Annotated in this window: 25 protein-coding genes; 7 read left to right on the top strand and 18 right to left on the bottom strand. The window is 70.7% G+C overall.

The genetic code is table 11. The annotated features are described in order from the left end of the window. The first annotated feature begins 137 nt into the window (after window positions 1-137). Window positions 138-2213, top strand: a complete 2076-nt coding sequence (locus ACIBVP_RS02625) for a choice-of-anchor J domain-containing protein (protein WP_396104195.1) — start codon at window positions 138-140, stop codon at window positions 2211-2213. A gap of 81 nt (window positions 2214-2294) precedes the next feature. Continuing rightward, on the top strand, window positions 2295-3077 hold the full coding sequence (locus ACIBVP_RS02620) for an alpha/beta fold hydrolase (RefSeq protein WP_396104194.1): 783 nt from the start codon (window positions 2295-2297) through the stop codon (window positions 3075-3077). Here ACIBVP_RS02620 and ACIBVP_RS02615 read toward each other — a convergent pair. From ACIBVP_RS02615 to ACIBVP_RS02605, 3 genes are all read right to left on the bottom strand, one after another. Continuing rightward, complete coding sequence (locus tag ACIBVP_RS02615) at window positions 3058-3465, bottom strand: PGPGW domain-containing protein (RefSeq protein WP_396104193.1); 408 nt, start codon at window positions 3463-3465, stop codon at window positions 3058-3060. The genes ACIBVP_RS02620 and ACIBVP_RS02615 overlap by 20 nt on opposite strands. Before the next feature lie 63 nt (window positions 3466-3528). Beyond that, a complete protein-coding gene (locus ACIBVP_RS02610) occupies window positions 3529-4740 on the bottom strand; it encodes an alpha/beta fold hydrolase (protein WP_396104192.1) in 1212 nt (403 codons plus the stop codon). Next, on the bottom strand, window positions 4737-5633 hold the full coding sequence (locus tag ACIBVP_RS02605) for a LysR family transcriptional regulator ArgP (protein ID WP_396104191.1): 897 nt from the start codon (window positions 5631-5633) through the stop codon (window positions 4737-4739). Before ACIBVP_RS02605 ends, ACIBVP_RS02610 begins: the two co-directional genes overlap by 4 nt. 69 nt (window positions 5634-5702) lie before the next feature. On the opposite strand from ACIBVP_RS02605, the gene ACIBVP_RS02600 reads away from it, so the two are divergent. Next, window positions 5703-6317: a LysE/ArgO family amino acid transporter gene (locus ACIBVP_RS02600; protein ID WP_396104190.1), complete on the top strand. Its 615-nt coding sequence runs from the start codon at window positions 5703-5705 to the stop codon at window positions 6315-6317. A 103-nt stretch (window positions 6318-6420) separates the two neighbouring features. On the opposite strand, the gene ACIBVP_RS02595 is transcribed toward ACIBVP_RS02600, so the two are convergent. Next, window positions 6421-6690: a hypothetical protein gene (locus ACIBVP_RS02595; RefSeq protein WP_396104189.1), complete on the bottom strand. Its 270-nt coding sequence runs from the start codon at window positions 6688-6690 to the stop codon at window positions 6421-6423. Between the two features lie 105 nt (window positions 6691-6795). Between ACIBVP_RS02595 and ACIBVP_RS02590 the strand changes: the two genes are divergently transcribed. Both ACIBVP_RS02590 and ACIBVP_RS02585 read left to right on the top strand, forming a co-directional pair. Further along, window positions 6796-7524 (top strand): thymidine kinase, encoded by a 729-nt coding sequence (locus ACIBVP_RS02590; RefSeq protein ID WP_396104913.1) that lies wholly within the window; start codon window positions 6796-6798, stop codon window positions 7522-7524. 240 nt (window positions 7525-7764) lie between these two features. After that, on the top strand, window positions 7765-8109 hold the full coding sequence (locus ACIBVP_RS02585; protein WP_396104188.1) for an RNA polymerase-binding protein RbpA: 345 nt from the start codon (window positions 7765-7767) through the stop codon (window positions 8107-8109). Between the two features lie 96 nt (window positions 8110-8205). On the opposite strand, the gene ACIBVP_RS02580 is transcribed toward ACIBVP_RS02585, so the two are convergent. The 4 genes from ACIBVP_RS02580 to ACIBVP_RS02565 form a co-directional block, all read right to left on the bottom strand. Beyond that, window positions 8206-8568 carry a hypothetical protein gene (locus tag ACIBVP_RS02580; RefSeq protein ID WP_396104187.1) on the bottom strand — a complete coding sequence of 121 codons (363 nt, stop codon included), beginning with the start codon at window positions 8566-8568 and terminating at the stop codon, window positions 8206-8208. After that, entirely contained in the window at window positions 8565-9314 is a 750-nt protein-coding gene (locus tag ACIBVP_RS02575) for a polyprenol monophosphomannose synthase (RefSeq protein ID WP_396104186.1), read from the bottom strand. Before ACIBVP_RS02575 ends, ACIBVP_RS02580 begins: the two co-directional genes overlap by 4 nt. 48 nt (window positions 9315-9362) lie before the next feature. Then, on the bottom strand, window positions 9363-10940 hold the full coding sequence (lnt, locus tag ACIBVP_RS02570; RefSeq protein ID WP_396104185.1) for an apolipoprotein N-acyltransferase: 1578 nt from the start codon (window positions 10938-10940) through the stop codon (window positions 9363-9365). Window positions 10941-11019: 79 nt separating this feature from the next. Beyond that, window positions 11020-11424, bottom strand: a complete 405-nt coding sequence (locus tag ACIBVP_RS02565; RefSeq protein WP_396104184.1) for a DUF5313 family protein — start codon at window positions 11422-11424, stop codon at window positions 11020-11022. 49 nt (window positions 11425-11473) lie between these two features. Here ACIBVP_RS02565 and ACIBVP_RS02560 point away from each other — a divergent pair, with 49 nt between their 5' ends. Then, the gene (locus ACIBVP_RS02560) at window positions 11474-11947 is read left to right on the top strand and encodes a MarR family winged helix-turn-helix transcriptional regulator (protein ID WP_396104183.1); all 474 of its coding nucleotides are present in this window, start codon (window positions 11474-11476) and stop codon (window positions 11945-11947) included. Here the strand turns inward: ACIBVP_RS02560 and ACIBVP_RS02555 are convergent. The 3 genes from ACIBVP_RS02555 to ACIBVP_RS02545 are packed head-to-tail and all read right to left on the bottom strand — an operon-like array spanning window position 11911 to window position 14050. Further along, window positions 11911-12573, bottom strand: coding sequence for a response regulator (locus tag ACIBVP_RS02555; RefSeq protein ID WP_396104182.1), 663 nt, complete (start codon window positions 12571-12573; stop codon window positions 11911-11913). The genes ACIBVP_RS02560 and ACIBVP_RS02555 overlap by 37 nt on opposite strands. Continuing rightward, entirely contained in the window at window positions 12570-13706 is a 1137-nt protein-coding gene (locus ACIBVP_RS02550; protein ID WP_396104181.1) for a sensor histidine kinase, read from the bottom strand. The genes ACIBVP_RS02555 and ACIBVP_RS02550 overlap by 4 nt, the downstream gene beginning before the upstream one ends. Before the next feature lie 8 nt (window positions 13707-13714). After that, window positions 13715-14050 (bottom strand): hypothetical protein, encoded by a 336-nt coding sequence (locus ACIBVP_RS02545; protein WP_396104180.1) that lies wholly within the window; start codon window positions 14048-14050, stop codon window positions 13715-13717. 89 nt (window positions 14051-14139) lie between these two features. Here ACIBVP_RS02545 and ACIBVP_RS02540 point away from each other — a divergent pair, with 89 nt between their 5' ends. Continuing rightward, a complete protein-coding gene (locus ACIBVP_RS02540) occupies window positions 14140-14508 on the top strand; it encodes a VOC family protein (protein ID WP_396104179.1) in 369 nt (122 codons plus the stop codon). Here ACIBVP_RS02540 and ACIBVP_RS02535 read toward each other — a convergent pair. From ACIBVP_RS02535 to ACIBVP_RS02505, 7 genes are all read right to left on the bottom strand, one after another. Next, window positions 14495-16546, bottom strand: coding sequence for an AMP-binding protein (locus ACIBVP_RS02535; protein ID WP_396104178.1), 2052 nt, complete (start codon window positions 16544-16546; stop codon window positions 14495-14497). The two genes, ACIBVP_RS02540 and ACIBVP_RS02535, sit on opposite strands and share 14 nt — an antisense overlap. Before the next feature lie 89 nt (window positions 16547-16635). Beyond that, window positions 16636-17106 (bottom strand): GNAT family N-acetyltransferase, encoded by a 471-nt coding sequence (locus tag ACIBVP_RS02530; protein ID WP_396104177.1) that lies wholly within the window; start codon window positions 17104-17106, stop codon window positions 16636-16638. Window positions 17107-17120: 14 nt separating this feature from the next. Next, the gene (locus ACIBVP_RS02525; protein WP_396104176.1) at window positions 17121-17531 is read right to left on the bottom strand and encodes a hotdog domain-containing protein; all 411 of its coding nucleotides are present in this window, start codon (window positions 17529-17531) and stop codon (window positions 17121-17123) included. Next, complete coding sequence (locus ACIBVP_RS02520; protein ID WP_396104175.1) at window positions 17528-18268, bottom strand: OAM dimerization domain-containing protein; 741 nt, start codon at window positions 18266-18268, stop codon at window positions 17528-17530. Before ACIBVP_RS02520 ends, ACIBVP_RS02525 begins: the two co-directional genes overlap by 4 nt. Next, complete coding sequence (locus ACIBVP_RS02515) at window positions 18265-19839, bottom strand: lysine 5,6-aminomutase subunit alpha (protein WP_396104174.1); 1575 nt, start codon at window positions 19837-19839, stop codon at window positions 18265-18267. The genes ACIBVP_RS02520 and ACIBVP_RS02515 overlap by 4 nt, the downstream gene beginning before the upstream one ends. Next, entirely contained in the window at window positions 19839-21281 is a 1443-nt protein-coding gene (locus ACIBVP_RS02510; RefSeq protein WP_396104173.1) for an amidohydrolase, read from the bottom strand. Before ACIBVP_RS02510 ends, ACIBVP_RS02515 begins: the two co-directional genes overlap by 1 nt. After that, window positions 21278-22306, bottom strand: a complete 1029-nt coding sequence (locus ACIBVP_RS02505; protein ID WP_396104172.1) for an L-erythro-3,5-diaminohexanoate dehydrogenase — start codon at window positions 22304-22306, stop codon at window positions 21278-21280. The genes ACIBVP_RS02510 and ACIBVP_RS02505 overlap by 4 nt, the downstream gene beginning before the upstream one ends. Window positions 22307-22314 lie beyond the last annotated feature (8 nt).

The following is a 22314-nucleotide window of genomic DNA, read 5'->3' as shown; positions in this document are numbered from 1 at the left end:
TGGCGGACGCGCATAGCGAAAGGGTTTCCATGCGACGACGCCGATTAGTCTCGGTCGCGGCCGCTCTGCTCGTGGTTCCACTTCTCCAGGTACTGCCCGTTACGGCGGCGGCCGGTGCACCCGCCGCGAAGGCACCGGTGGACGACACCCGTGAGCTGACCCGCAAGGACTTCACGCTCAACGGCAAGCCCGTGAACGTGCCGAGCAGCTACCAGCCGAGCAGCAAGAGAGCAGCGGCGACAGCGGTGACACCGCCGGTCGGCACGGTCCGTCCGTGGCTCGCCCTGGACGACGCCCAGGGACAGCTGTACCTCAAGGACTACACACTCCGCGGGGTCGGCGACAAGATCGAGGTCTGGGTCGCCAACGACACGTCGTTCCCCGAGGGCGACTGCCGTACCCAGATCCCGAACTCGACCACGGTCACCGACGAGCAGGTCGCGTACTTCGTCAACGAGTTCGACAGCAACATGTACCCGAAGGAGACGGCGGCTTTCTCGACGCCGCCGGACCGTGACGGTTCGAACATGAGCCCCGTGCTGGAGGGTTTCGACTTCTCTGGTGAGGGCGACAACACGGTCGCGCTGATCGACAACGTGCGCGACGACAACTACTACACGTTCCCCGAGGCGCCGACGTACATCGCCGGCTTCTTCTCGGGCCAGTTCAACGAGCTGGTCGACCGGAACGTGATGACCATCGACGCGTTCGACTGGGCGCACCGCACCGGTGCCAACCCGGCCGACGAGCCGACGGACGACCTGTGCACCAGCCGCCCGGCGCGTCCTCAGCTGTACGAGGGCACGTTCGCGCACGAGTGGCAGCACCTGCTCATGTACTACACCGACCCGTTCGAAGGAAACTGGATCAACGAGGGTCTCTCGGACTGGGCGCAGACCCTGACCGGGTACGTCGACCCGCGGCTGACCGTGTTCGAGAGGGGCGGCGACAGCCACATCTACTGCTACCAGGGTTTCGGCATCGTCCAGACGCCGTACAACACCAACCCGAGGGACTGCGGTGGTGCGGAGAACTCGCTGAACCTGTGGGGTGAGGGCAGCAACCCGAGTGCGGTCCTCGCCGACTACGGCAACGCGTACTCGATCATGCAGTTCCTCTCCGACCGGTACGGCACCGAGATCATGACGCTGCTGCACCAGGACGGCGAGCGCCAGGGGCTGGCCAGCCTCGACGCGGCGCTCGAGGCCGAGGGGCAGTCGGACATGTACCGGGTGCTGCACGACTACCAGTCGATGACGTTGCTGGACAAGATCGTCGGCGACTCGCGGCGCGGTGTCATGCTCGGGGTGCCGAAGTCACGGGTGACCACGCCGAGCCTGCGCTCGACGGTGAACCTGGACAACCCGGCGTCCTACGCCACCCCTGGTGCGGCCCCGAACGGTGCGGACTTCGTGCCGCTCCAGAAGGCCGACGGCACCACGCTGAGGGGCAAGGACCTCAAGTCCCTGTCGTTCGACGGTGCCGAGACGCTGCCGCCGCTCCCGCTGGAGTGGACGGTCGTGTCCGACGACCCGGACAGCGCCGGTGACCCGGTGCTGTGGTCGGGCAACGGCAACAACATCAACGCCACCGCGGTGACGTCGGTGACGGTGCCGCAGGCCGACCCGACGCTGCGCTTCGACGCGAAGTACGGCGCCGAGCTGGGTTACGACTACGGCTACGTGGTCGTCTCCACCGACGGCGGCGAGTCCTACACGCCGATCAGTGGTGACAAGACGGTGCCGGGTCCGCAGGGCCCGTCGCTGAACGGCACGACCGACGGCTTCGAGCCGCACACGTTCGACCTGTCCGCGTACGCGGGCCAGACCATCCTGGTCGGGTTCCAGTACATCAGTGACGGCGGCGTCAACGAAGGTGGCGTGAAGATCGACGACATCACCGTGGGCGGCACCACCGTCAGCGATGGTTCGTCGGTGGAGCCGTTCGACTCGCCGACCGAGATCCGCCCGTTCCCGGTGCACAACTGGAACCTGCGGCTGATCGCGTACAACGAGAAGAACCAGGTCGCGCTGCAGGTCGAGGTCGACGGCAAGAACCAGGTCAAGCTCGGCTGGATGCAGCTGATGTTCCTGACCCCGTTCGAGAAGGTCGTCGCGGTGGTCGCGTACGACGAGCCCACCGAGCTCGTCAACCAGTACGCGCCGTACACCCTGACGGTCAACGGCGTCGTCCAGCCGGGCGGCGGTTCCTGACCGGCTGAGTGACACAGAGCGGCCCCCGGCACGTCCGTGCCGGGGGCCGCTCCATGATCAGGTGCGTGACAGGATGGTGGCATGCGTTCCCTGCGGATCGAACGTGCGGGCACCATCCTCACCGCGCTCGTGCGTGACGGCGCGGGTACGCCGTTGGTGCTGGTGCCGGGAGTGATGGCCGACGCGGAGTCCTGGCTGCCGGTCGTCGAACGCATCGAGGCGCCGAACCCGGTGGTCGTGGTCAACCGCCGCGGCCGCACACCGAGCGGACCGGTCGGCGAGGGCTACACGGTGCGCACCGAGGTCGACGACCTGCACGGGTTCCTCGACGACCTCGGCGGGGAGGCCCACCTCTTCGGCTGGAGCTACGGCGGCCTGATCGCCGCGGAGACGGCGGTGGAGCGGCGCGACCTGCGCTCGCTCACGCTGTACGAGCCGGTCGCCGCCCCGTTCGTGGCCGAGTACGTCGCCCCGCTGCGGGCGGCCGCCGCGAGCGGCGACCCCGGCCGTGCCGTGGAGATCGTGAACCGCGACGTGTCCGGCTTCTCCACCGAGTACGTCGACGAACTGCGCCGCGGCCCGGCGTGGCCCACGCTCGTCCGGCTCGCCGCGCCGCTCGCCGAGGAACTGGCGGCCATCAACGCGCACAACCCGGCGTACGACCGCTACCGCGACCTGGAGACGTCCGTGACGCTGATCGTCGGCGAGCGCTCCGAAGGCGGTGATCCCTACGGCGAGCCGTTCGCCAGGTTCGTGGCGGCCTTCCCGCGGGCGTCGGTCACGCGGATGACCGGCCAGGGGCACCTCGCGCACGTCCACGCGCCGGACGTGCTCGGCACGCACATCACCGACGCCGTGCGCTGACCTTCCGGTAGGACCAGCCCAGCAGCGCGAACAGCACGATCCCGGACAGGATCAGGCTCGACCCCGTGCTCCACCCCGGGAACGGCAACCACGGGAACAGCCGCAACCCCCACACGACCCCCGCCGCGATCAGCCCCAACCCGACGAGCACCGACCCGGCGATCCGCAGCGGCGACGACACGCTGTCCTCCGCCGCCTTCATGGCGCGGTCGCGAACCGGGTCGACATGCCGTTCGAGCGCGGGAAACTCCGACGCGAGGATCACCAGGCCCGCCAGGACCAGCAACAGCCCCGGCCCCGGCAGGACCAGCAACGCGACACCGATGACGAGCACGACCGCACCGATCAGCGCGATCGTCGCCTGTTTCACGTGTTTCCCGGCAACCATGGTGGTTTCATCGTGCCCGCTCGTCCCGGTTTCCGCTCGCTCGCCGGGCGGGTCGCCGCCGACTCACAGCATCTCCAGCAGCCGGGACAGGACCGCGCCGTCACTGACGCGGAGACCGTCGTGCTGGTGGTCGGCGGTGTGCCACACGCGGAGGCCGCCGATCACCGTCGCCGTCCGCAGGGACAGGTCGCGGTTCACGTACATGTCCGTGTCGTACACGGCCGCGACGACCGGCACCTCGTTGGCACGCAACCGGTCCACGTCGTACAGCGGGGACCACTGTGGACGGTCCGCCAGCTCGTCGGCGACCGGCCGCAACGGCGCCAGCAGCGGATCGTCGGACAGCATCCACGGGTAGATCATCTCGCCGGTGAACAACAGCGGGTCGTCCCCGTCGAAGTCCGGGAACTCCGCGCGCACCCGCTGCGCCGCCCACGCCGTCGCGCCCGGCCCCTGCGCGTACGTCGCCTCGTGGAGCAGCAGGTAGAGCGGGTTCGCCGCCGACGCCCACGACAGTTCCGCCGTCACCGCGAGCAGGAACGCGTCCGACAGCCCGGCGCCGTCGAACGGTGACTCCAGCAGGTAGTGCAGGCGTGCGCTGCCGTCGCGTCCGCCGAGCAGGTTGCCCAGTGACTGGAACGCCTCGACCGTCAACCGGCGCCCGGTCGGCAGGCAGACGTCACGCGCGCGCAGGTGCGTCGCCACCTGGCGAGCCGCCGCCACGTCCGACGGGTGGGCGGCGTAGTGGGCGCGGTTCTTCTCCGCCACCACCGGGTACAGCGCCCGGTACGCCCCGGCCGCGTCGGTCGCCACGCCCGGCAGGCCACCGGTCACCAGCGCGGCACGCAACCCTTCCGGCGCGAACGACAGGTACGTCACCGTGCAGAAGCCGCCGAAGCTCTGTCCCAGCACGGTCCACGGCTCGCCGCCCGTCACGCGCTGCCGGACCAGCTCGGCGTCGCGCACGATCGAGTCCGCCCGGAAGTGCGTCAGGTACTCCGCTCCCCGCGCCTGCGCCACCCGCCGGGTCACGGGCGTCGACCGGCCGGTGCCGCGCTGGTCGAGCAGCAGCACCCGGTAGTCACGCAGCGCGCGCAGCAGCCAGCCCTCGTCGCCGAGCGGGCGGGGCGCCGGGAAACCCGGGCCACCGCCGAGGAACAGCAGCCACGGCAGCGCCGGGTCGGCGGTGACCTCCCGCGCGTACACGGTGATCCGCTCGCCGTCCGGCCGGTCGTGGTCGAGTGGCAGGTCAAACGTATGGTCTGCGAACTTCACGAAGCGGTCCTCCGCAACGAGGTGGCGGCCCCCGCGGCGACGGCCTCGGCCACCGCGGACAGGGCGGGTGAGTCGAGCTTCCACTGCTGCCAGTACAGCGGCACGTCCATCGGCCGGTCGGCCAGCAGCTCCAGCTCCCCCGCACGCAACCGCGGCCCGGCCTGCTCCGTCGGCACCATCCCCCACCCGAACCCGGCGGTGACGGCGTCGGCGAACGACTCGGAGGCCGGGACGTAGTGCCGCGACACGCTCGCGTCGCGGCCGCTCACCGCCCGCACGAACGCGTCCTGCAGGTCGTCGCGGCGGTCGTACACCACCACGGGCGCCGCCGCGACGTCGTCGGCGAACGTGCCGGTGAACCACCGGCGCGCGAAGGCCGGGTTCGCGCACGGCAGGTACCGCAGGCCGCCCAGCGGTCGCACCGAACAGCCCTGCACGGGCGTCGCCGACGACGTGACCGCGGCCATCACCGTCCCGTCCCGCAGCAACGTCGTCGTGTGGTCCTGGTCCTCGCGGTGCAGCTCGAAGCAGACCGGCGGGTCGGTGGCCACGCGGGCCAGCGCGGGCAGGAACCAGGTGGCGAGCGAGTCCGCGTTCACCGCGATCGGCAACCGCACCGGCTCGTTCGCGCCCCTCATGCCCAGCTCGGCGCGAGCGTCCCGCTCCAGCGCCGCCAGCCGGCGGGCGAACCGCACCACGACCTGGCCCGGCTCGGTGAGCCGCACCGGTTTCGTGCGGGTCACCAGCACACTGCCGGTGCGCTGTTCGAGCGCCTTCACGCGCTGGCTCACCGCCGACGGCGTCACGTGCAGCACCGCGGCCGCCGCGTCGAACGTGCCCTCGTCGGCCACGGCCAGCAGCGTGCGGACCTGGTCGAGCGGCAGATCGGTCATCACAAACACTAATGTTACGTAAGAATCCTTAGCTGTACTGTCGACGGCTGCGCCCTTAGCCTCGGCTCCATGAGAGACGCCCTGCTCGCGGCGGTCGCCGGGTTCGGCACCGGACTGTCCCTGATCGTCGCCATCGGCGCGCAGAACGCGTTCGTGCTGCGGCGGGGCATCCGCCGCGACGGGGTGCTCGCGGTCGTCGCGATCTGCGCGTTGTCGGACGCGGTGCTGATCGCGCTCGGGGTCGGCGGCGTCGGCGCGGTCGTGGCGGCGTTCCCGCAGGCGCTGACCGTCGTCGGCCTGGTCGGCGGCGCGTTCCTGCTCTGCTACGGGTTCCTCGCCGCACGCAGGGCGTTCCGGCCGTCGGCCATGGACGTCACGGGCGCGCCGACGGGTTCCGCCCGCCGCGTCGTGCTCACGTGCCTCGCGCTGACGTGGCTGAACCCGCACGTCTACCTGGACACCGTGTTGTTGCTGGGTTCGGTGGCCGCGCACCGGGGCGACCTGCGCTGGGCGTTCGGCGTGGGCGCCGCGATCGCGAGCCTGTGCTGGTTCGCGGCACTGGGCTTCGGTGCCCGGCTGCTGACCGGCTTCTTCGCGCGACCTTCGTCGTGGCGGCTGCTGGACGGCCTCGTCGCCGCGACCATGGTCACACTGGGCGTCACCCTGGTCGTCGGCGCGAGCTGACGAACCGCGACCCACCAGTTCGTCGACAGGTACGCCTGCTTCGGCGGACCTGCTGCCGACATCGGCCTGCGACGGTCCCGACGACGTCCCGTCCGTCGAGCGCTCAGTCCTCGACGCGGCTCACGACGCGTTCGCCGAGAACGCTCACCCGGTCGGCGAGCCAGCCGCACGCCTGCGACGCGTACCGGCCCGCGGCCTCGCCCGCGTGGCCGCTCACCCTGGCCGCGGTCAGCGCCGCCGTGTCCGACACGTCGGCGATGACCGCCGCGGTGTCGTCCAGGAGGCCCGCGGTCCGGCCGGTGAGCCACGCGATGCCGTCGGCGGCCTCGTCACGGGCGCGGTCGACCAGGCGGTGGAAAGGGAGGGCGGTCATGCGACACCTCTCGAACGGAGCGGCTGACACCGCCGTGGATACCCGTGACCCGAAGATCCCATGCCACTCAGCGTGGCCGGGATAGGGTCTCCTGCCGTGGAGCCCATGCCGACGCACCTCAACGACCCGACCGACGCACTGTCCTCGGTGCCCGCAGCCGGGTCACGGCGGGCGGTGCCGGTGGTGGGACACCTCCGGTTCTACTACGGACCGATGGACTGCGGGAAGTCCACGCTCGCGTTGCAGGTCGACCACAATCACGCCCGGCAGGGTCGCAAGGGGCTCCTCCTCGTCCACCACGACCGCTCCGGCAAGCCGCAGATCTCCAGCCGCATCGGCATCACCCGCCAGGCCTACGAGGTGCACGGCGAGGTCGACCTGCGGGAACTGGTCCGCGCCCGCTGGGCCGACGGTCACCGGGTCGACTACCTGATCGTCGACGAGGCACAGTTCCTCACCCCCGCGCAGGTGGACCAGCTCGCCGAGCTGGCCGACGACGTGCAGGTCGACGTGTACTGCTTCGGCATCGCCACCGACTTCCGCAGCCGCATGTTCCCCGGCTCGCGGCGGCTGTTCGAACTCGCCGACGAGCTGGAACCCGTACAGGTCGACGTGCTCTGCTGGTGCGGGCTGCCCGCCCGGTTCAACGCGCGTGTGGCGGACGGCACAGTGATCCGCGCCGGCGACACGGTGCTTGTCGCGGATACGGACCGTGAATTACCGGATTTCACCCCGCCGACTACCGTGCGTTATCAGGTCCTGTGCCGGAGACACTTCCGCGTCGGCGACCTCGGGCCCGCCGTGGCCGGACGGGGACAGCTCAGCCTCGCCTGACCGGCCATCCTGGGCAACTCGTACCCCCAAGTGGGCGACATCATTCGGCAATCCGACGAGTGTCGCGTCACGAACACGTTTACGGGGCATCTCTACGGTGGAAGCTATAGAAGCAGGGGTTGCCGCAGGTCACCCTGAGCAACAAAGTGTGGCGGGCGGGAACGTTTCGACCTACTCCGACGTTGCTCTTGGTGAGCACCACCCTGGCTCCAGCTGTGAGCCGAACGAAAGGACGTCGCCATGGCCGACCGTGTACTCCGTGGAAGCCGACTTGGCGCGGTCAGCTACGAGACTGACCGCAACCACGACCTCGCGCCCCGGCGGACGATCCGGTACGCCTGCCCCAAGGACCACGAGTTCGAGGTTCCGTTCTCCGACGACGCCGAGGTCCCCTCGATGTGGGAGTGCCGCCTGCACGGCACCGCGTCGAAGCTGATCGACGGCACCGAGCCGGAGGCCAAGAAGGTCAAGCCGCCGCGCACCCACTGGGACATGCTCCTCGAGCGCCGGACCATCCCGGAGCTGGAGGACCTGCTGACCGAGCGGCTGCAGGAGCTGAAGGTCCGCCGCAGCCGTTCCGCCTGAGCCTCCCGCGGCTCCCTACACCGAATGCCACATCGGGCGAGCCCGATGTGGCATTCGGCATGTTTCACCACAGGAGCCTGAGCCGGGTACCGCCGGCTACTGGTCCTTGAACTCGATGCGCAGCGCGTGCGAGGCGAACGTGTCGATGTTCTCCACCGAGTGCGGGCCCTCCGGCCCGCTCCACGAGCCCGACAGGTCGCCGGGCGGCGGGAGCGGGTCGGGGGACTCGAAGCTCAGGGTGTCGCCGATCCAGTAGCGGATGCGGGCCCGCGTGTCGGTGACCATCACGCTCGGCCAGCGATGCGTGTGTTCCGGCTCGCGCGTGCCCGGCGGCACGGAGACCTCGAGCACCCGCACCTTCTCGTTCTCGAACACCACCCGGTGCGAGTTGGGCGCGGCCACCACCGCGTCCAACTCGTCCCCCCAGCGCCAGTCCTCGGGCGAGACCGCGTGCGTCACTTCGAGAACAACGCCTTCAGCTGGGTGCCGCGGCGGCGCAGCCCCCACTTCGTGACGCGGATCAGCGCCTCGCGGATCACGTCGCTGCTCATCTTCGACACACCGTGCTCGCGCTCGGTGAACGTGATCGGCACCTCCACGACCGTGAAGCCCGCCTCGATCGTGCGCCAGCCGAGGTCGATCTGAAAGCAGTAGCCGCGCGACGCGACGTTGTCGATGCGGATCTTCTGCAGCGCCTCGCGGCGGTACGCGCGGAAGCCGGCCGTCATGTCCTTCACCCGCGCGCCGAGCGCGATGCGGGCGTAGGTGTTGGCGCCCCACGACAGCATGTAGCGGTGCTTCGGCCAGTTCACGACCTTGCCGCCCGGCACGTACCGGGAGCCGATCGCGAGGTCGGCGTCCGCCAGCGCGTCGAGCATGCGCGGCAGGTCCTCCGGCGCGTGCGAGCCGTCGGCGTCCATCTCGACGAGCACGGCGTAGTCGCGGTCCAGCCCCCACTGGAAGCCGGCCACGTACGCGGCGCCGAGCCCGTTCTTCTCGGTGCGGTGCATGACGTGCACGTGCCCGTCGGACTCGGCGGACAGGCGGTCGGCGATGTCGCCGGTGCCGTCCGGGCTGCCGTCGTCCACGATCAGGGCGTGCGCGTTCGGCAGTGCGGCACGCAGCCGGGTCACGATCCGCTCGATGTTGTCCCGCTCGTTGTACGTCGGGATCACCACGAGCACCGGCTCGAGCTGCTCCGCCATACGTCACCCTCCTCGCCGGCGCACCTGACGCGCCGGTCACTCACTCGTTCAGTTGCTTGCCCTGCCGCGCCGCCGGACCACGATCGCGACGCCGAGCGCGCCGAGTCCCGCGAGCACCATCACCCACTCCGGGGCAGGGCCCAGTTGGTCAGACAGCGTAGTCGTCGTCCGCAGCGGCACCGTCTCGACCAGCGCGCCGGGCACGAACATGCCGGTCGACTGGCTGATCGAGCCGTCCGGGCGGACGAACGCGCTGACCCCGCTCGTCGCCGCGACGGCCACGGCACGGCCGTGCTCGACGGCACGCACGCGGTCCATGGCGAGCTGCTGGTAGGTCATCTCGGTGTAGCCGAACGTGGCGTTGTTCGTCGGCACGGCGAGCAGGTTCGTCCCTTCGACCGACTCGCGCACCACGCCGTCGAACGCGACCTCGTAGCAGGTGGCGAACCCGACCGTGGCGTTCCCCATGGGGAACGAGACCGCCTTGTCACCAGGCACGAACTGGCCCGCGCGATCCACGGCCGAGGTGAAGAGCCGGAAGAACGGCCGCCACGGCATGGTCTCGCCGAACGGCTGCAGCTTTCGCTTCGTGTACTGCTCGATCGGCCCCTGCTCGGGGTCCCACAGCAGGATCGTGTTGCGGGGCAGCCCGTCGTCGCCGAGCAGCACGGACCCGACCGCGATCGGCGCGCCGATCGCGCGTGCGGCGGCGTCGATGCGCGCCCACGCGTCCGGGTTGCGGTACGGGTCGATGTCGGAGGAGTTCTCCGGCCAGATCACCAGGTCAGGCTGCTTGACCTTGCCCTCGCGGACCTCCTGTGCGAGCTGCTCGGTGCGCTCCGCGTGGTTGTCGAGCACGGCGCGGCGCTGGGAGTTGAAGTCGAGCCCGGCCCTCGGCACGTTGCCCTGGATGACCGCGACCGTCGCCTCGCCGTCGTTGGCGTCCGTGCCGACCAGCGGCAGCGCGCCGAAGGCCGCCACGATCGGCAGCAGGACCGCCAGCGCGGGCGCGACGATCCGCCGCGGCTGCCGGTCGACCAGCAGGTTGCGCACCAGCATGGTCACGCCGAACCCGGTCATGGCGACCGCGAGACCGATCAGCGGGGTGCCCGCGACAGAGGCCAGCGGGAGGTAGACGCCGTCGGGCTGCGTGAACGCGATCCGCGCCCACGGGAACCCGCCGAACGGGAAGATCGAGCGCAGCCACTCCCCCGCGACCCAGATCAGAGCGGCCCAGACCGGCCAGGCCGGCAGGACGCTCACCGCGGCGATCCCGGCCCCGGCGAGGCCCATCAGGAGGGCCTCCGCGAGGCTGAGCGGAAGCCAGGCGACGACGCCGACGAACTCGCCGGTCCACGCCAGCAGCGGGACGGTGAACCCGAGACCCGCGCACAGCGTGTAACCGAAACCGGCGCGAGCCCGGCGCCCGTAGAGCACCGCGCCGAGGACGGCGAACCCCAGCGGCGCGAGCCACCAGAGCGTGCGCGGCGGGCCGCTGAAGTAGATCATGATGCCCGCGCCCGTCGCGATCACGACGCGCAGGAGCACGTTTCGCCAGGCAGGCGAGCGTTCGTCCGTTTTGTCGGACACCGCCGGCTCGTCCGGCGACACTACGGGTGCGGCCACTCGGCAAGGGTACGGCGTCGTATGTTCACTTCATGTTCCAGCCGACCCGAGCCCGTTTCGCCGAGTGACACGCACGGTGTCATCGGCTGGTGCGCTCGGTCGGTTCGGCGCGGAACTGGGCCGCGTAGCGGGCCCGCGCTTCCTCTTCGGCCTTCTCGTTGCGGGCGTCCCGGGTGACACGGGCGATGCCGTGTTCGTAGCCGTGCTTCACTGCCCGCAGTTCACAGCTCTCGTCCACGTACGACAGTGAGAAGTAGACGCCGACAATGGCCACCAGCAGCACCATCGCCAGGCGGAGACCCAGCGGACCGGGCAGCGCCAGGCACGCGGCCGCGATCGGCGCCAGCACCACGATGCCGCGCGCCGCATGGCGCCACACCCAGGTCCTGGCGGTCACGTCGTGCAGCACCCACGGGGCGAGGCGCTCCGGCAGCCGGCCACCCACCGCGTACCAGAGCCACTGGAAGGGGTTGGGTCGTTGCATATTCAGTACACTAACACTTAGTACGCTAACTATTAGGGATCTATGAGCCATGCCACCGATCGATCTCGGCCCTGACCCGCTGGCGCTGGACCGGCAGGTCTGCTTCGCACTGTCGCTGGCGTCGCGGAGCGTCATCGCGATCTACCGGCCGCTGCTGGAGCCCCACGGGCTGACGCACCCGCAGTACCTGGTGCTCCTGGCACTGTGGGACCGCTCACCCCGCACCGTCCGGGACATCGGCGAGACACTCCGCCACGAGCCCGCGACCCTGTCCCCCATGCTCAAACGCCTGGAGGCGCTCGGGTACATCAGCCGTGCCCGCAGCGCCCGCGACGAGCGAGCACTGGCGGTGGACCTCACCGACAAGGGCAACGCCCTGCGCGCGGAGGCGGAGAAGATCCCGTACAAGGTGGTCGAGGAGCTCGGCATGGAGCTGGCTGAGCTGGAGGAGCTGCACGCCGCCCTCTCCCGCGTGCTGGCAGCCACTCAGAAGACACCGGGCGACACCAGGCCGGTTTCGTAGGCGACCATCACGGCCTGGGCCCGGTCCCGGATGCAGAGCTTGAGGAAGATCCGGCTGACGTGGGTCTTCACCGTCTGCTCGGCCAACACCAGGCGGTCCGCGATCTCCGCGTTCGACAGGCCGCGTGCCACCCACACGAGGACCTCCCGCTCGCGCCGGGTCAGCTCAGCCAGTGACGGTGGCGTGCTGACGAGCACGGGCTGTCGCGCGAAGTGTGCGATCAGCCTGCTCGTCACCGTGGGCGCGAGCAGCGACTCCCCGGCCGCCACCACCCGCACCGCCGCCACCAGCTCGTCGGGCGTCGCGTCCTTGAGCAGGAACCCGGACGCACCCGCGCGGAGCGCCGCGTAGACATGGTCGTCGATGTCGAAGGTGGTCAGCATGAGCACCCGCGACGGCGTGTCCGCGAGGTGTTTCGTGGCCTCGACGCCGTCGAGCACCGGCATGCGGACATCCATCAGCACCACGTCCGGTGTCGTCGCCACGCACACCTCCACTGCGGCCTGCCCGTCGGCCGCTTGACCGACGACCGCGATGTCGGGCTGCGCGTCGAGCAGTGCCACGAACCCGGCACGCACCATGTCCTGGTCGTCGACCACCACCACCCGGATCGATGTTCCGTTCACAGCGGCAGCACCGCCCGTAGCCGCCAGCCGCCGTCTGGCTGGTCCACCTCGAACCGGCCGCCCAGCAGCGTCACCCGTTCCCGCACCCCCGCCAGACCATGGCCGCCTTCCTTGTCCGTGAGCGGGCCGCCGCCCCCGGCTTCGTCGTTGGTCACCTCCACTGTCAATGTCTCCTTCCTGCGGGCGATGTCGACCCACGTCCGCGCGCCCGGGGCGTGCCGGACCACGTTCGACAGCCCCTCCTGGACGATCCGGAACACCGCCAGCTGCAGGACCTGCGGCAGGTTCTCGGCACCGGGCGCGATCGTCATGGTCACCGGGATGCCCGCCGCCTCGACCCGCGCCACCAACGCGGGCAGCTCCGCCAGCGTCGGCTGCGGCGTGCGGGCCGGGTCGGCGCCGTCGTCGCGCAGCGCCGACAGCAGGCCGCGCAATTCGGACAGGGAGCCGCGGGCCAGGCGCGCGATCTCGGTGAACTCGGCGACCGCCCGCTCCGGCAACCCGTCCAGCCGGTACCGGGCCGTCTCCGACTGCACGACGATCACCGACATGTGGTGCGCCACCACGTCGTGCATCTCGCGGGCGATCCGGGCCCGTTCCTCGACCACCGACCGCAGTTCCCGCTCCGCCGCACTGACCTGCTTCTCCTCCGCCAGCGCGTTCGCCATCTGCCTGCGTGCCCACACGACGTCCCCCACGCCGGCGCCGATCGCCACCGCGACCGTGGTCGCGACGAACGAGAACCAGTCCCCGCGGCCCGGCCAGATCGACAGCAACACACCCAGCGCGGCTGTGACCGTCACCATGACGATCGACAGGTGCTTGCCGCCCAGCGTGGCGACCAGACCGGCCACCGCCGTGAGCGTCGCGATGCTGCTGACCGCCCACGGCCACGGCTCGGCGGGCGACACCGGCACGGTCACGATCGCGGTGACGAGCACGGCCGACAACTCGATCACCCACGCCTCGACCGGACGCCTCCGGAAGAACAGCAGCGGGGCCACCCGAGCGGCGCTGAGGGCGAACGCGGCGACCGGTTCGACGCGGTAGTGCTGGACGAGGTCGAGCACACCGAGGCCGAACAGCAGCACGATCGTCACTGCGAGGCCGACCCGGCCGACTCTGCCCGTCACGGCAGCCATTAGACCGCGCCGGCGGGAGTCCGGCCCGGTAGGCGGCGGATCACGGCCATGCAGACGACCTGCAACCCCAACGCGGCCATCGCGTGCACGACCCAGGCGCCGACGAGCGTCGGCCCGCCCCACGCGCCCGATAAGAGCGGGTCGGCCGTGAACGGGTGACCCAGCGCGCCGATCGTGTCGGGGCGCAGCGGGTAGAGCCAGCCGCTCCACACCAGGTACACCACGAGCACCGCGAGCGGGAACGCGAGGAACGCGGCGACCGGCGAACGGCGCGGCAGACCCAGCCGGTCGGCGAGGCGCGGGCTGGGAAAGAGCGAGTAGGCGAGGTGGTTCATGGGAGCAACGGTATGGAGGGAAGCCGCGGAAGGCGTCACACTGGAGCGCCAACCTGCGGGTAATACTGGAGTACTACGAGAATCGCCGCATGTTGCGTATCGGATCGACTGTCCTCGGTGCGTCGGACGTGCGGCGCGCCGCCGAGTTCTGGGCACACGCGCTCGGCTACGTGCCACGCGACGAGATCGAGGAGACCTGGGCCGTGCTGACGCCGCCGGGCGGCGTCGGGCAGAACATCTCGCTGATGCTCAGCGACACACCCGTCCAGGAGAGGCCGCGCGTGCACCTCGACCTCTACAGCGACACCCCCGACGACGAGATCGAGCGGCTGCTCGGCCTCGGCGCGACCCGCGTGGACTGGGCGGACTACCCGCCGGACGCCGACTTCACCGTCCTCGCCGACACCGAGGGCAACCGGTTCTGCGTGATCGACAAGCCCGACGTCAGCTCTCCATGAGCAGCTGCCGCCGGACCACCTTCCCCGTCGCGTTCCTCGGCAGCGCGTTCACGAAGATCACGTCCCGCGGCACCGCGAACCTCGGCAGGTGCGCGTGCACGTACTCGCGCACCGCCGTCGGGCTGATCGCCGCGCCCGGCATCGGCACCACGTAGGCGGCGAACCGCTGGCCGAACTCCCGGTCCGGCACCCCGATCACGGCCGCGTCCATGACCTGCGGCAACGTCATCAGCAGCTCCTCGACCGGCCGGGGGAAGACGTTCTCGCCGCCGGAGACGATCATGTCGTCGTCGCGGCCGGACACGAACAGCCTGCCGTCCGCGTCGAGGTAACCGCGGTCGCCGGTGACCATCATGTCGTCGTAGACCGTGTTGCTGCCGCCGCCGGTGTAGCCCTCGAACAGCATGTCGTTGCCGACGCAGATCTGGCCGACGACGCCGGGCGGCACCGGGGCGCCCGCGTCGTCGAGGATGCCGACGCGGGTGCCGACGGGGCAGCGGCCCGCGGTCGTCGGCGCCGCCTTCAGGTCCTGCGGGTCGGCGATGCTCGCCCACGACACCTCGGTGGACCCGTACAGGTTGTAGAGGATGTCCCCGAACTCGGCCGTGAACCCCGTGACCAGCGACGCGGGCATGGCCGACCCGCTCGACGCCACGATCCGCAGCGACGACGTGTCGTAGTTGCGGATCACCTGCTTCGGCAGGTCGAGGATGCGCTGCAGCATGATCGGCACCGCGATCAGGGTGGTGCAGCGGTGCTCCTCGATGGCGGCCAGCGTCGCCTCGGGGTCGAACCTGCGGTGCAGCACCAGCTTCGCGTGCAGCGGCATGCCGAGCTGCATCGCCGCGAGGCCCCACGTGTGGAACAGCGGCGCGGCGACCATCATCCGTTCACCCGCGTGGAACGGGATCCGGGACAGCACGGCGGCCGCGGTGCGGATGCCGTGCGGGTTGCGCCGCCGCGCGCCCTTCGGGTTGCTGGTGGTGCCGGACGTCAACACGATGATCTTGCCGGGCGACGACGGCGCCTTGATCCGTTCCGGCGACGCGTCCTCGATGAGCCCGTCGATCGTGAGGTCGCCGGGATGGCCGCTGCCCCACGTGAGGATCCGCGGCAGCGACGCGGGCAGGTAGTGCATCAGCGAGATGAACTCCTCGTCGACGAGGACGGCCGCGGGCCGGTGCGTCATCACCGTGTCCCGCACCTGGTTCGCCGACAGGCCCGTGTTCAGCAGCAGCACGCTCGCGCCGAGCTTCCCGCACGCGACGATCGACTCGACCATGCCCGCGTGGTTGCGGGCCATCACCGCGACCCGCCGTCCCTGCCGGACGCCGTGCGTGCTCAACGCGTTCGCCAGGCGCGTGGTGCGCTGGTCGACCTCGGTGAACGTGAGCGTGCCGAGCTCGTCGGCGATCGCGTGCTCGTCCGGGAACCGCACGCACGCCGCGCGGTAGCCGCCCGCGACGGTCGCACCCCACTTGGCCAGCACGTTCAGCTGCCGCAGCAACCGGTCCGGCCGTCCCGGCGTCAACACCCCCGCCTTGGTCAGTATGCGCGCGGCGGTCAGCTGCGACTGGCTCTTCGCGGCCTGGTCGATGCCCTTGCGGGACGTCGTGATCGGGATGCCGGCCAGGTGGTGGTGGATGAACATGAACGCGCGGCGGACGCGTTTGCGCAGCCAGCCCGCGGTGATCCAGGTGTCGACGTTGGGCATCGAGACGTTCAGCTGCACCTCGGTGCTCGACGGCGACAGCGGCGCGAACTTGAGCGACACGTGGCCGCCCGGCCATCGGTCGCTGACGATGACCAGGTGCTCGTGGGGCCGGTTGACGAGGATCTCCACCCGGTTCCGCACGACCGGTCCCTGGTCGACGCTGAACCGCACCTCGTACCGGCCCGTGCCGGCCTCGTCGAGGTGTTCGCACCATGCCACCTCGGCGACGAACCTGGGATACCTCTCGAGGTCCGTCAACAAGGTCCAGACTTTGTCGAGCGGGTGGTCGAGGACTTCCGTCACCTCGACGAGATCGGTCGCCATGCTCCTCCGTCCGCGGGGCGAACGCCCAGAGCTAGTGTTACTAGCAGCGTGCTCCATTCGGAGCAAGACCCGGTTCCGTGATGTGGACGTTATACAACACGGGAGAGCAGTTCCGTGCTGACCCCGGGGTCGCTCTCGAGCGGTTCTCGCCGCCCCGTCGGCTCGAATCCGTGGCGGAGGAACAACTTCCGGGCCGCGTCGTTGCCGTCCGCGACCCGCAGCACGACCCGGGACCAGCGGTTTTCGGTCGCCCACCGCAACACGTCCGTGATCAACGAGTCGCTGACCCCGAGGCCCCGCGCGCCCGGCCGCACCCACATCGCGACGAGCATGGGTGTGTCGTCCGGGACGAAGGCGCCGACGAGGCCCACGGTCTCGTCCTGGTGGCGCACGATCGTCCACAACGCGCCACCGTGGAGGCGGCGACGCCAGTCCGCCTCGCCGAACGCCTCCTCGATCGCGAGCGAGGACCCGTACGCGTAGGGGGCGTCGGCGAGCGCGGCCAGGCGGACGTCACGCAGCAGCCGCCAGTCGTCGCCGGTCAGCCGTATGGTCTCCATGGCCGAACGGTAAGTCAGGCGACCGGCGAACCGCCTTCGTTTTTTGGTGGCACCACGATCGTCGCGGTCGCCTTCGTCGCCACCACGGGCGGGTCGAGGACGTCGGCGGCGGACGGACCGCGGTCTGGTGCCGCCCGGCAGAGAACCCGGGCCTCGAACTCGAGGTCGCGGGAGCGGTTGCCGACACGGGTGACCGTCGCGGTCACCTCGACCACGTCACCGGCCTGGATGGGTGCGAGGAACTCGACGCCTGTGTACCCGGCGAGCAGGCTCTCGTCGCCGTCGGTGTGAATGGCGAGGTCGGTCGCCACGTCGCCGAACATGGCCAGCCCGTAGGCGCCGTCCACCAGGTTGCCGCCGTAGTGCGCGTGCGCGTACGGGACATAACGCCGGTGTGTCACCGAGAAACCCACTTCGAGGCTCACGCAGCCACCTTCCTGTTCTCCTTCATCGCGTGCACGAGGTAGCTCGCCACCTCGCCGGGCGTGGTGCCGCGGCCGAAGACCCGGTCCACCCCGAGTTGTCCGGACATCATGGGGTCGAAGCGGGGGCCACCCGCGATCAGCACCGGGCGCCGGTCGCCCATCGCCTCGCGGAACGCCGCCGACATCTCCTGTGTGTTGAGGATGTGCGCGTCGCGCTGGGTGACGACCTGGGACACCAGCACCGCGTCGGCCTTCTCCGCGCGAGCACGTTTCACCAGCTCCGGGACGGTGACCTGGGCACCGAGGTTGACCACCTTCAGCTCGCGGTAGTACTCGAGCCCCTTCTCCCCCGCGAAGCCCTTGATGTTGAGGATCGCGTCGATGCCGACCGTGTGCGCGTCGGTGCCGATGCAGCCGCCGACCACGACCAGCTTGCGCCGCAACAACTTCCGCACCTCGCCGTTGACCTCCGACGGCGACAGCAGCGGGTACTCGCGCTCGACGACGGTGATCGCGTCGAGGTCGACCAGGTGGCACACGGAGCCGTAGACCACGAAGAAGGTGAACGCGTCCCCGATGCCGTGCGAGTGCACGACCATCGCCGGGTCGATGCCCATCTTCTTCGCGAGCTGCATGGCCGCGCCCTCAGCCTTCGGGCCGGGTGGCATCGGCAGGGTGAACGACGTCTGCACCATGCCGTCGCCGGTGGTGTCACCATACGGTCGTATCGAACTCATTTGGTCTCCCCCGACTCCAGCAGGTCCGACGCGGGGTTGCGGTAGCCGTCGGCCTTCTCGACCACCCCGTCGGTGCCCTTCCCCTTGTCCGGCGGGCGTTTCATCAGCCCGAACGTGCCGTCGGCGATCGCGTTGAGCAGCCCGTCGTCGACGATCCGCCCCAGCAGGTCGACCGCCTCTCCGAGCACCTGGTGCGCGCGCTTGACGATGAAGCCGCCGGGTGCGGGGTGGAAGTCCTCGCTCAGGCCCGCGGCCGCGTTGAGCACGTACCGGACGTTCCGCAGCGCGAGGTCGCGGTCGGACAGGAACGGCGTCACCACGGCCTCGGTCATCATGCCCACCAGCAGGATCGACTGTCCGGTCAGCACGCCCGCGAGGTTGAAGAACCCGTCCAGGAGGTAGCCGTTGAACACGTCGCCGGTCATGTGCTTGGTGGGCGGCATCCACTTCAGCGGCGCGTCCGGGAACAGCTCGCGGGCCAGCAACGCGTGGGCCAGCTCCAGGCGGAACGAGTCCGGCACCGCCGGGTTGATCTCGAAGGCGTGGCCGAGGCCGAGCAGCTCGTCCGGCAGGCCCGCCTCGTGCGCGAAGTGCTCGTTGAGCAGCTGCGACACGGTGACCGTGTGCGCGGCGTCGACCGCGTCGGCGGTGGTGAGGTAGTTGTCCTCGCCGGTGTTGATGATGATCCCGGCGCGGGCGTGGACCTGGCGGGAGAAGCGCTGGTCGACGAACGTGCGGATCGGGTTGATGTCGCGGAACAGGATGCCGTACATCGAGTCGTTGAGCATCATGTCGAGGCGCTGCAGGCCGCCGAGCACGGCGATCTCCGGCATGCACAGGCCTGAGGCGTAGTTCGTGACGCGGATGTAGCGGCCGACCTCCCTGGACACGTCGTCCATGGCGGCACGCATGATCCGGAAGTTCTCCTGCGTGGCGTAGGTGCCCGCGAAGCCGTGGTGTGTGGCGCCTTCCGGCACGTAGTCCAGGAGTGACTGCCCGGTCGAGCGGATGACGGCGATGATGTCCGCGCCCGCGCGGGCGGCGTTGGCGGCCTGCACGACGTCCTCGTCGATGTCGCCGGTCGCGACGATGAGGTAGATCCACGGCCGCTGCGGCGGGTTGCCGTACCTGGCGACGAGCCGGTCACGCTGGGCGCGATTCCGGTCAACCGTACGGATTCCCTTGGCGATCGCGACCCGGCCTGCCTTCGCGGCGCGTTCGGCGTCGCGGCCTTCGGGGATCGTGTACTTGATCTGCCCGGCCGCGGTGGCCTCCGCCAGCTCGGTGAGCGAGCCCAGGTCGTGCTCGCGGAGCGCGTGGAAGGCGGGCAGGACGACGCCGTGCTCGAGGCCGCAGTGTTCGCGGACGGTGTCGACGACGCGGTTCACCCACGGCACGTCGCCCGCTCTGTGGGTGGAGTCCGCGCCGGTGATGCCCGCGAGGCGCAGGGTCGCCCGCTCGACGGCGACCGTCGTGTGTGCTTTGGCGATACGCACGACTGGTTCCGCGGCGCGCGCGGCCAGCCGCCGCGCGGTCGCGACGACGTCGGGGTCCAGGTCCAGCAGAGGCATCAGCGCGCTCCGTAGATGGTCGTTCCATTGAGGACAGTACGCAGGCATCGCGGTGACGTGCGCGGTGCGCCGTCCCACACCGCGAACGTGGCCGGGGCACCGACTGCCAGGCGGCCGCCGGTCGTGCGCGCCGCGCGCCAGCCGCCCTCGGTGTGGGCGGCGAACGCCTGCTCCCAGGTCAGGGCCGAGCCCCGGGTCTTGTGCTCGACGGCCGCGCGGACGGTGGCCCACGGGTCGACCGCGGTGACCGGCGCGTCGGAGCCGAACGCGAGTGTCACGCCGCGGGCGGCGAGCGTCGCGAACGGGTTCAACGCCGCCGCGCGGTCGCCGAGCCGTTGCGCGTACATGCCGTCCTGGCCGCCCCAGTACGCGTCGAACAGCGGCTGCACCGACGCGATCACCCCCAGCCTGGCCAGCTCGTCGACCTGCTCGTCGGTGACCATCTCCAGGTGCTCGAGCCGGTGCCCGGCCGCGGCGAGCACCTCCTCCCCCACCACTTTCTCCGCGAGCCGGAACCCGGCCACCACCTCGGTCACCGCGGCGTCGCCGATCACGTGGAAACCGGCCTGGCGACCGGCTTCCGTGCAGGCGACCACGTGGTCGGCGATCTGCCGTGCGCTCAGGTAGCGGGCGCCGGTCGTGTCCGGGGCGTCGGTGTACGGGGCGTGGAGTGCCGCCGTGCGGGACCCGAACGCGCCGTCGACGAACAGGTCCCCGGCCTGTCCCAGGACACCGGGTACTGGCTCGCCGAGCGCACCCCAGTAGCCGATGACCTGTGGCAGGTCACCTGACCTGGCAAGGAGATCGGCCAGGTCGTCGGCACCCGAGATGTCGGGGCCCGCGCACTCGTGCACGCACGCGATGCCCATCGACGCGGCGTGCCGCAGGAACGCCAGCTGCGCGTCCTCTCGCTGCGCCGGGGTGATCGACCCGAGGGCCGCGCGGCGCACGTGGTGGTGGGCGTCCTGGGCGAGCGGGCCGTCGACCGACCAGCCCGCCGCACCCCGCGCACCGGGTGCGAGGTCGACGAGTGCGGACGACGCCAGCGCCGAGTGCACGTCGATCCGCGACAGGTACACGGCCGCACCACCCGCCACCGCGTCCAGCTCGGCACGGGTGGGTGGGCGGTTCTCCGGCCAGCGGGTCTCGTCCCAGCCGTGTCCCCACAGCAACACACCGGTATCGGCACGGTCCCGGACCGCGTCGAGCAGGTCGGACAGCGACTCGGTGCCGGTCAGGACCAGGCCGGTGCGAAGCAGGCCCGCCGACGTGGCGTGGACGTGGGCGTCCACGAACGCGGGCGTGACGGAGGCGCCCGCCAGGTCAACCGTGTCGGCGGCCTGTCCCGGGTAGTCCGTGCCGAGCCAGGTCACCTGACCTGCGTCGACGGCCAGCGCGGTGGCACCGCCGTCGAGGCGCCCGTTCGAGTACAGGGTCGTCATGTCGAAGCAGTGTGCCGTTCCCGTGCCTCGAACAGCTCGCGCACGCCTGGCGTTTCGCGGAACAGGTCGAGGGCGAACCGCGCGTGCCCCGGCACGTAGCCGTTGCCGATCAGCATGCGGACGTCCGCCGCGAGCCCCTCGGCGCCGAGCGCGGCCGCCGAGAACGACGTGGCCATCGAGAAGAACACGATCGTGCCGCCGTCCGCGGTCGCCAGCACGGCGCCGTGCTCGCAGCCCGGCACGTCGACGCACACGATCGTCGTGTCGACCCGTTCGCCGACCGCCTCGGCCACGGCCACCGGGTTCCGTGCGTCGGCGACCACGATCTCGTCGGCGAGCCCGGCCGCACGTACCGCGTCGGCCTCGCCTTCGGTCGGCACGAGCGCGACGAGCCTGCCCGCGCCTGCCCCGCGGGCCGCCGCCAGCGACAGGCTGCCGGACTTCCCGCCACCACCGAGAACCAGTACAGATGACCCGGAACCGGCTTCACGCACCACGCGGTCGGTCAGCGCGGGTGCGCCGCACACGTCCAGCACGGACAGCGACAGCTCGTCCGGCAGGTCCGGCGGCAGCACCGCGGCGATCGACCGCCCGAACAGGACCGCTGTGCCCCGGCACGGCACCTGCTCGCTGTCCCCCGACCAGTCGGCGAGCCCGTCGGTGATCCGCAGCGGCGTGAGCGTCAGCGACACGAGCGTCGCGATCCGGTCGCCGACCTTCAGGCCGAGCGGCGACTCCGGACCGACCTCGCGGACCGTGCCGAGCAGCATCCCGCCGGAACCGGTCACCGGGTTGTGCATCTTCCCGCGCTGCTCGATGATCCCCGCCACCGCGCCGCGCACCGCCTCCGGCGATCCGTGCTCCTCCCGTAACTGACGGTAGGAGGCCGCGTCCAGGTTCAGGCGCTCGACATCCACCAGAACTTCATCCGGCCACGAGCCAGGCTCGGTCGACAGTCGCCACGCTTGCTGCGGCAGGACACCGGCGGGCTCGACCACGCGGTGCAGTCCGTACGGAGACGACACGCACGACC

Source organism: Actinophytocola sp. NPDC049390 (genome assembly GCF_044466355.1).
In the GTDB taxonomy this organism is placed as follows: Bacteria; Actinomycetota; Actinomycetes; order Mycobacteriales; family Pseudonocardiaceae; genus Actinophytocola.
This window is presented reverse-complemented; position numbering and strand designations above follow the sequence as displayed.

Bases quoted from the DNA above. Each gene is read 5' to 3' on its own strand.
- ACIBVP_RS02535 (WP_396104178.1), bottom strand. From the start codon at position 16,546: ATGGCGACCGATCTCGTCGAGGTGACGGAAGTCCTCGACCACCCGCTC.
- ACIBVP_RS02595 (WP_396104189.1), bottom strand. From the start codon at position 6,690: ATGACCGCCCTCCCTTTCCACCGCCTGGTCGACCGCGCCCGTGACGAG.
- ACIBVP_RS02530 (WP_396104177.1), bottom strand. From the start codon at position 17,106: ATGGAGACCATACGGCTGACCGGCGACGACTGGCGGCTGCTGCGTGAC.
- ACIBVP_RS02615 (WP_396104193.1), bottom strand. From the start codon at position 3,465: ATGGTTGCCGGGAAACACGTGAAACAGGCGACGATCGCGCTGATCGGT.
- ACIBVP_RS02540 (WP_396104179.1), top strand. From the start codon at position 14,140: ATGTTGCGTATCGGATCGACTGTCCTCGGTGCGTCGGACGTGCGGCGC.
- ACIBVP_RS02520 (WP_396104175.1), bottom strand. From the start codon at position 18,268: ATGAGTTCGATACGACCGTATGGTGACACCACCGGCGACGGCATGGTG.
- ACIBVP_RS02600 (WP_396104190.1), top strand. From the start codon at position 5,703: ATGAGAGACGCCCTGCTCGCGGCGGTCGCCGGGTTCGGCACCGGACTG.
- ACIBVP_RS02575 (WP_396104186.1), bottom strand. From the start codon at position 9,314: ATGGCGGAGCAGCTCGAGCCGGTGCTCGTGGTGATCCCGACGTACAAC.
- ACIBVP_RS02585 (WP_396104188.1), top strand. From the start codon at position 7,765: ATGGCCGACCGTGTACTCCGTGGAAGCCGACTTGGCGCGGTCAGCTAC.
- ACIBVP_RS02545 (WP_396104180.1), bottom strand. From the start codon at position 14,050: ATGAACCACCTCGCCTACTCGCTCTTTCCCAGCCCGCGCCTCGCCGAC.
- ACIBVP_RS02565 (WP_396104184.1), bottom strand. From the start codon at position 11,424: ATGCAACGACCCAACCCCTTCCAGTGGCTCTGGTACGCGGTGGGTGGC.
- ACIBVP_RS02510 (WP_396104173.1), bottom strand. From the start codon at position 21,281: ATGACGACCCTGTACTCGAACGGGCGCCTCGACGGCGGTGCCACCGCG.
- ACIBVP_RS02590 (WP_396104913.1), top strand. From the start codon at position 6,796: ATGCCGACGCACCTCAACGACCCGACCGACGCACTGTCCTCGGTGCCC.
- ACIBVP_RS02515 (WP_396104174.1), bottom strand. From the start codon at position 19,839: ATGCCTCTGCTGGACCTGGACCCCGACGTCGTCGCGACCGCGCGGCGG.
- ACIBVP_RS02560 (WP_396104183.1), top strand. From the start codon at position 11,474: ATGCCACCGATCGATCTCGGCCCTGACCCGCTGGCGCTGGACCGGCAG.
- ACIBVP_RS02605 (WP_396104191.1), bottom strand. From the start codon at position 5,633: ATGACCGATCTGCCGCTCGACCAGGTCCGCACGCTGCTGGCCGTGGCC.
- ACIBVP_RS02620 (WP_396104194.1), top strand. From the start codon at position 2,295: ATGCGTTCCCTGCGGATCGAACGTGCGGGCACCATCCTCACCGCGCTC.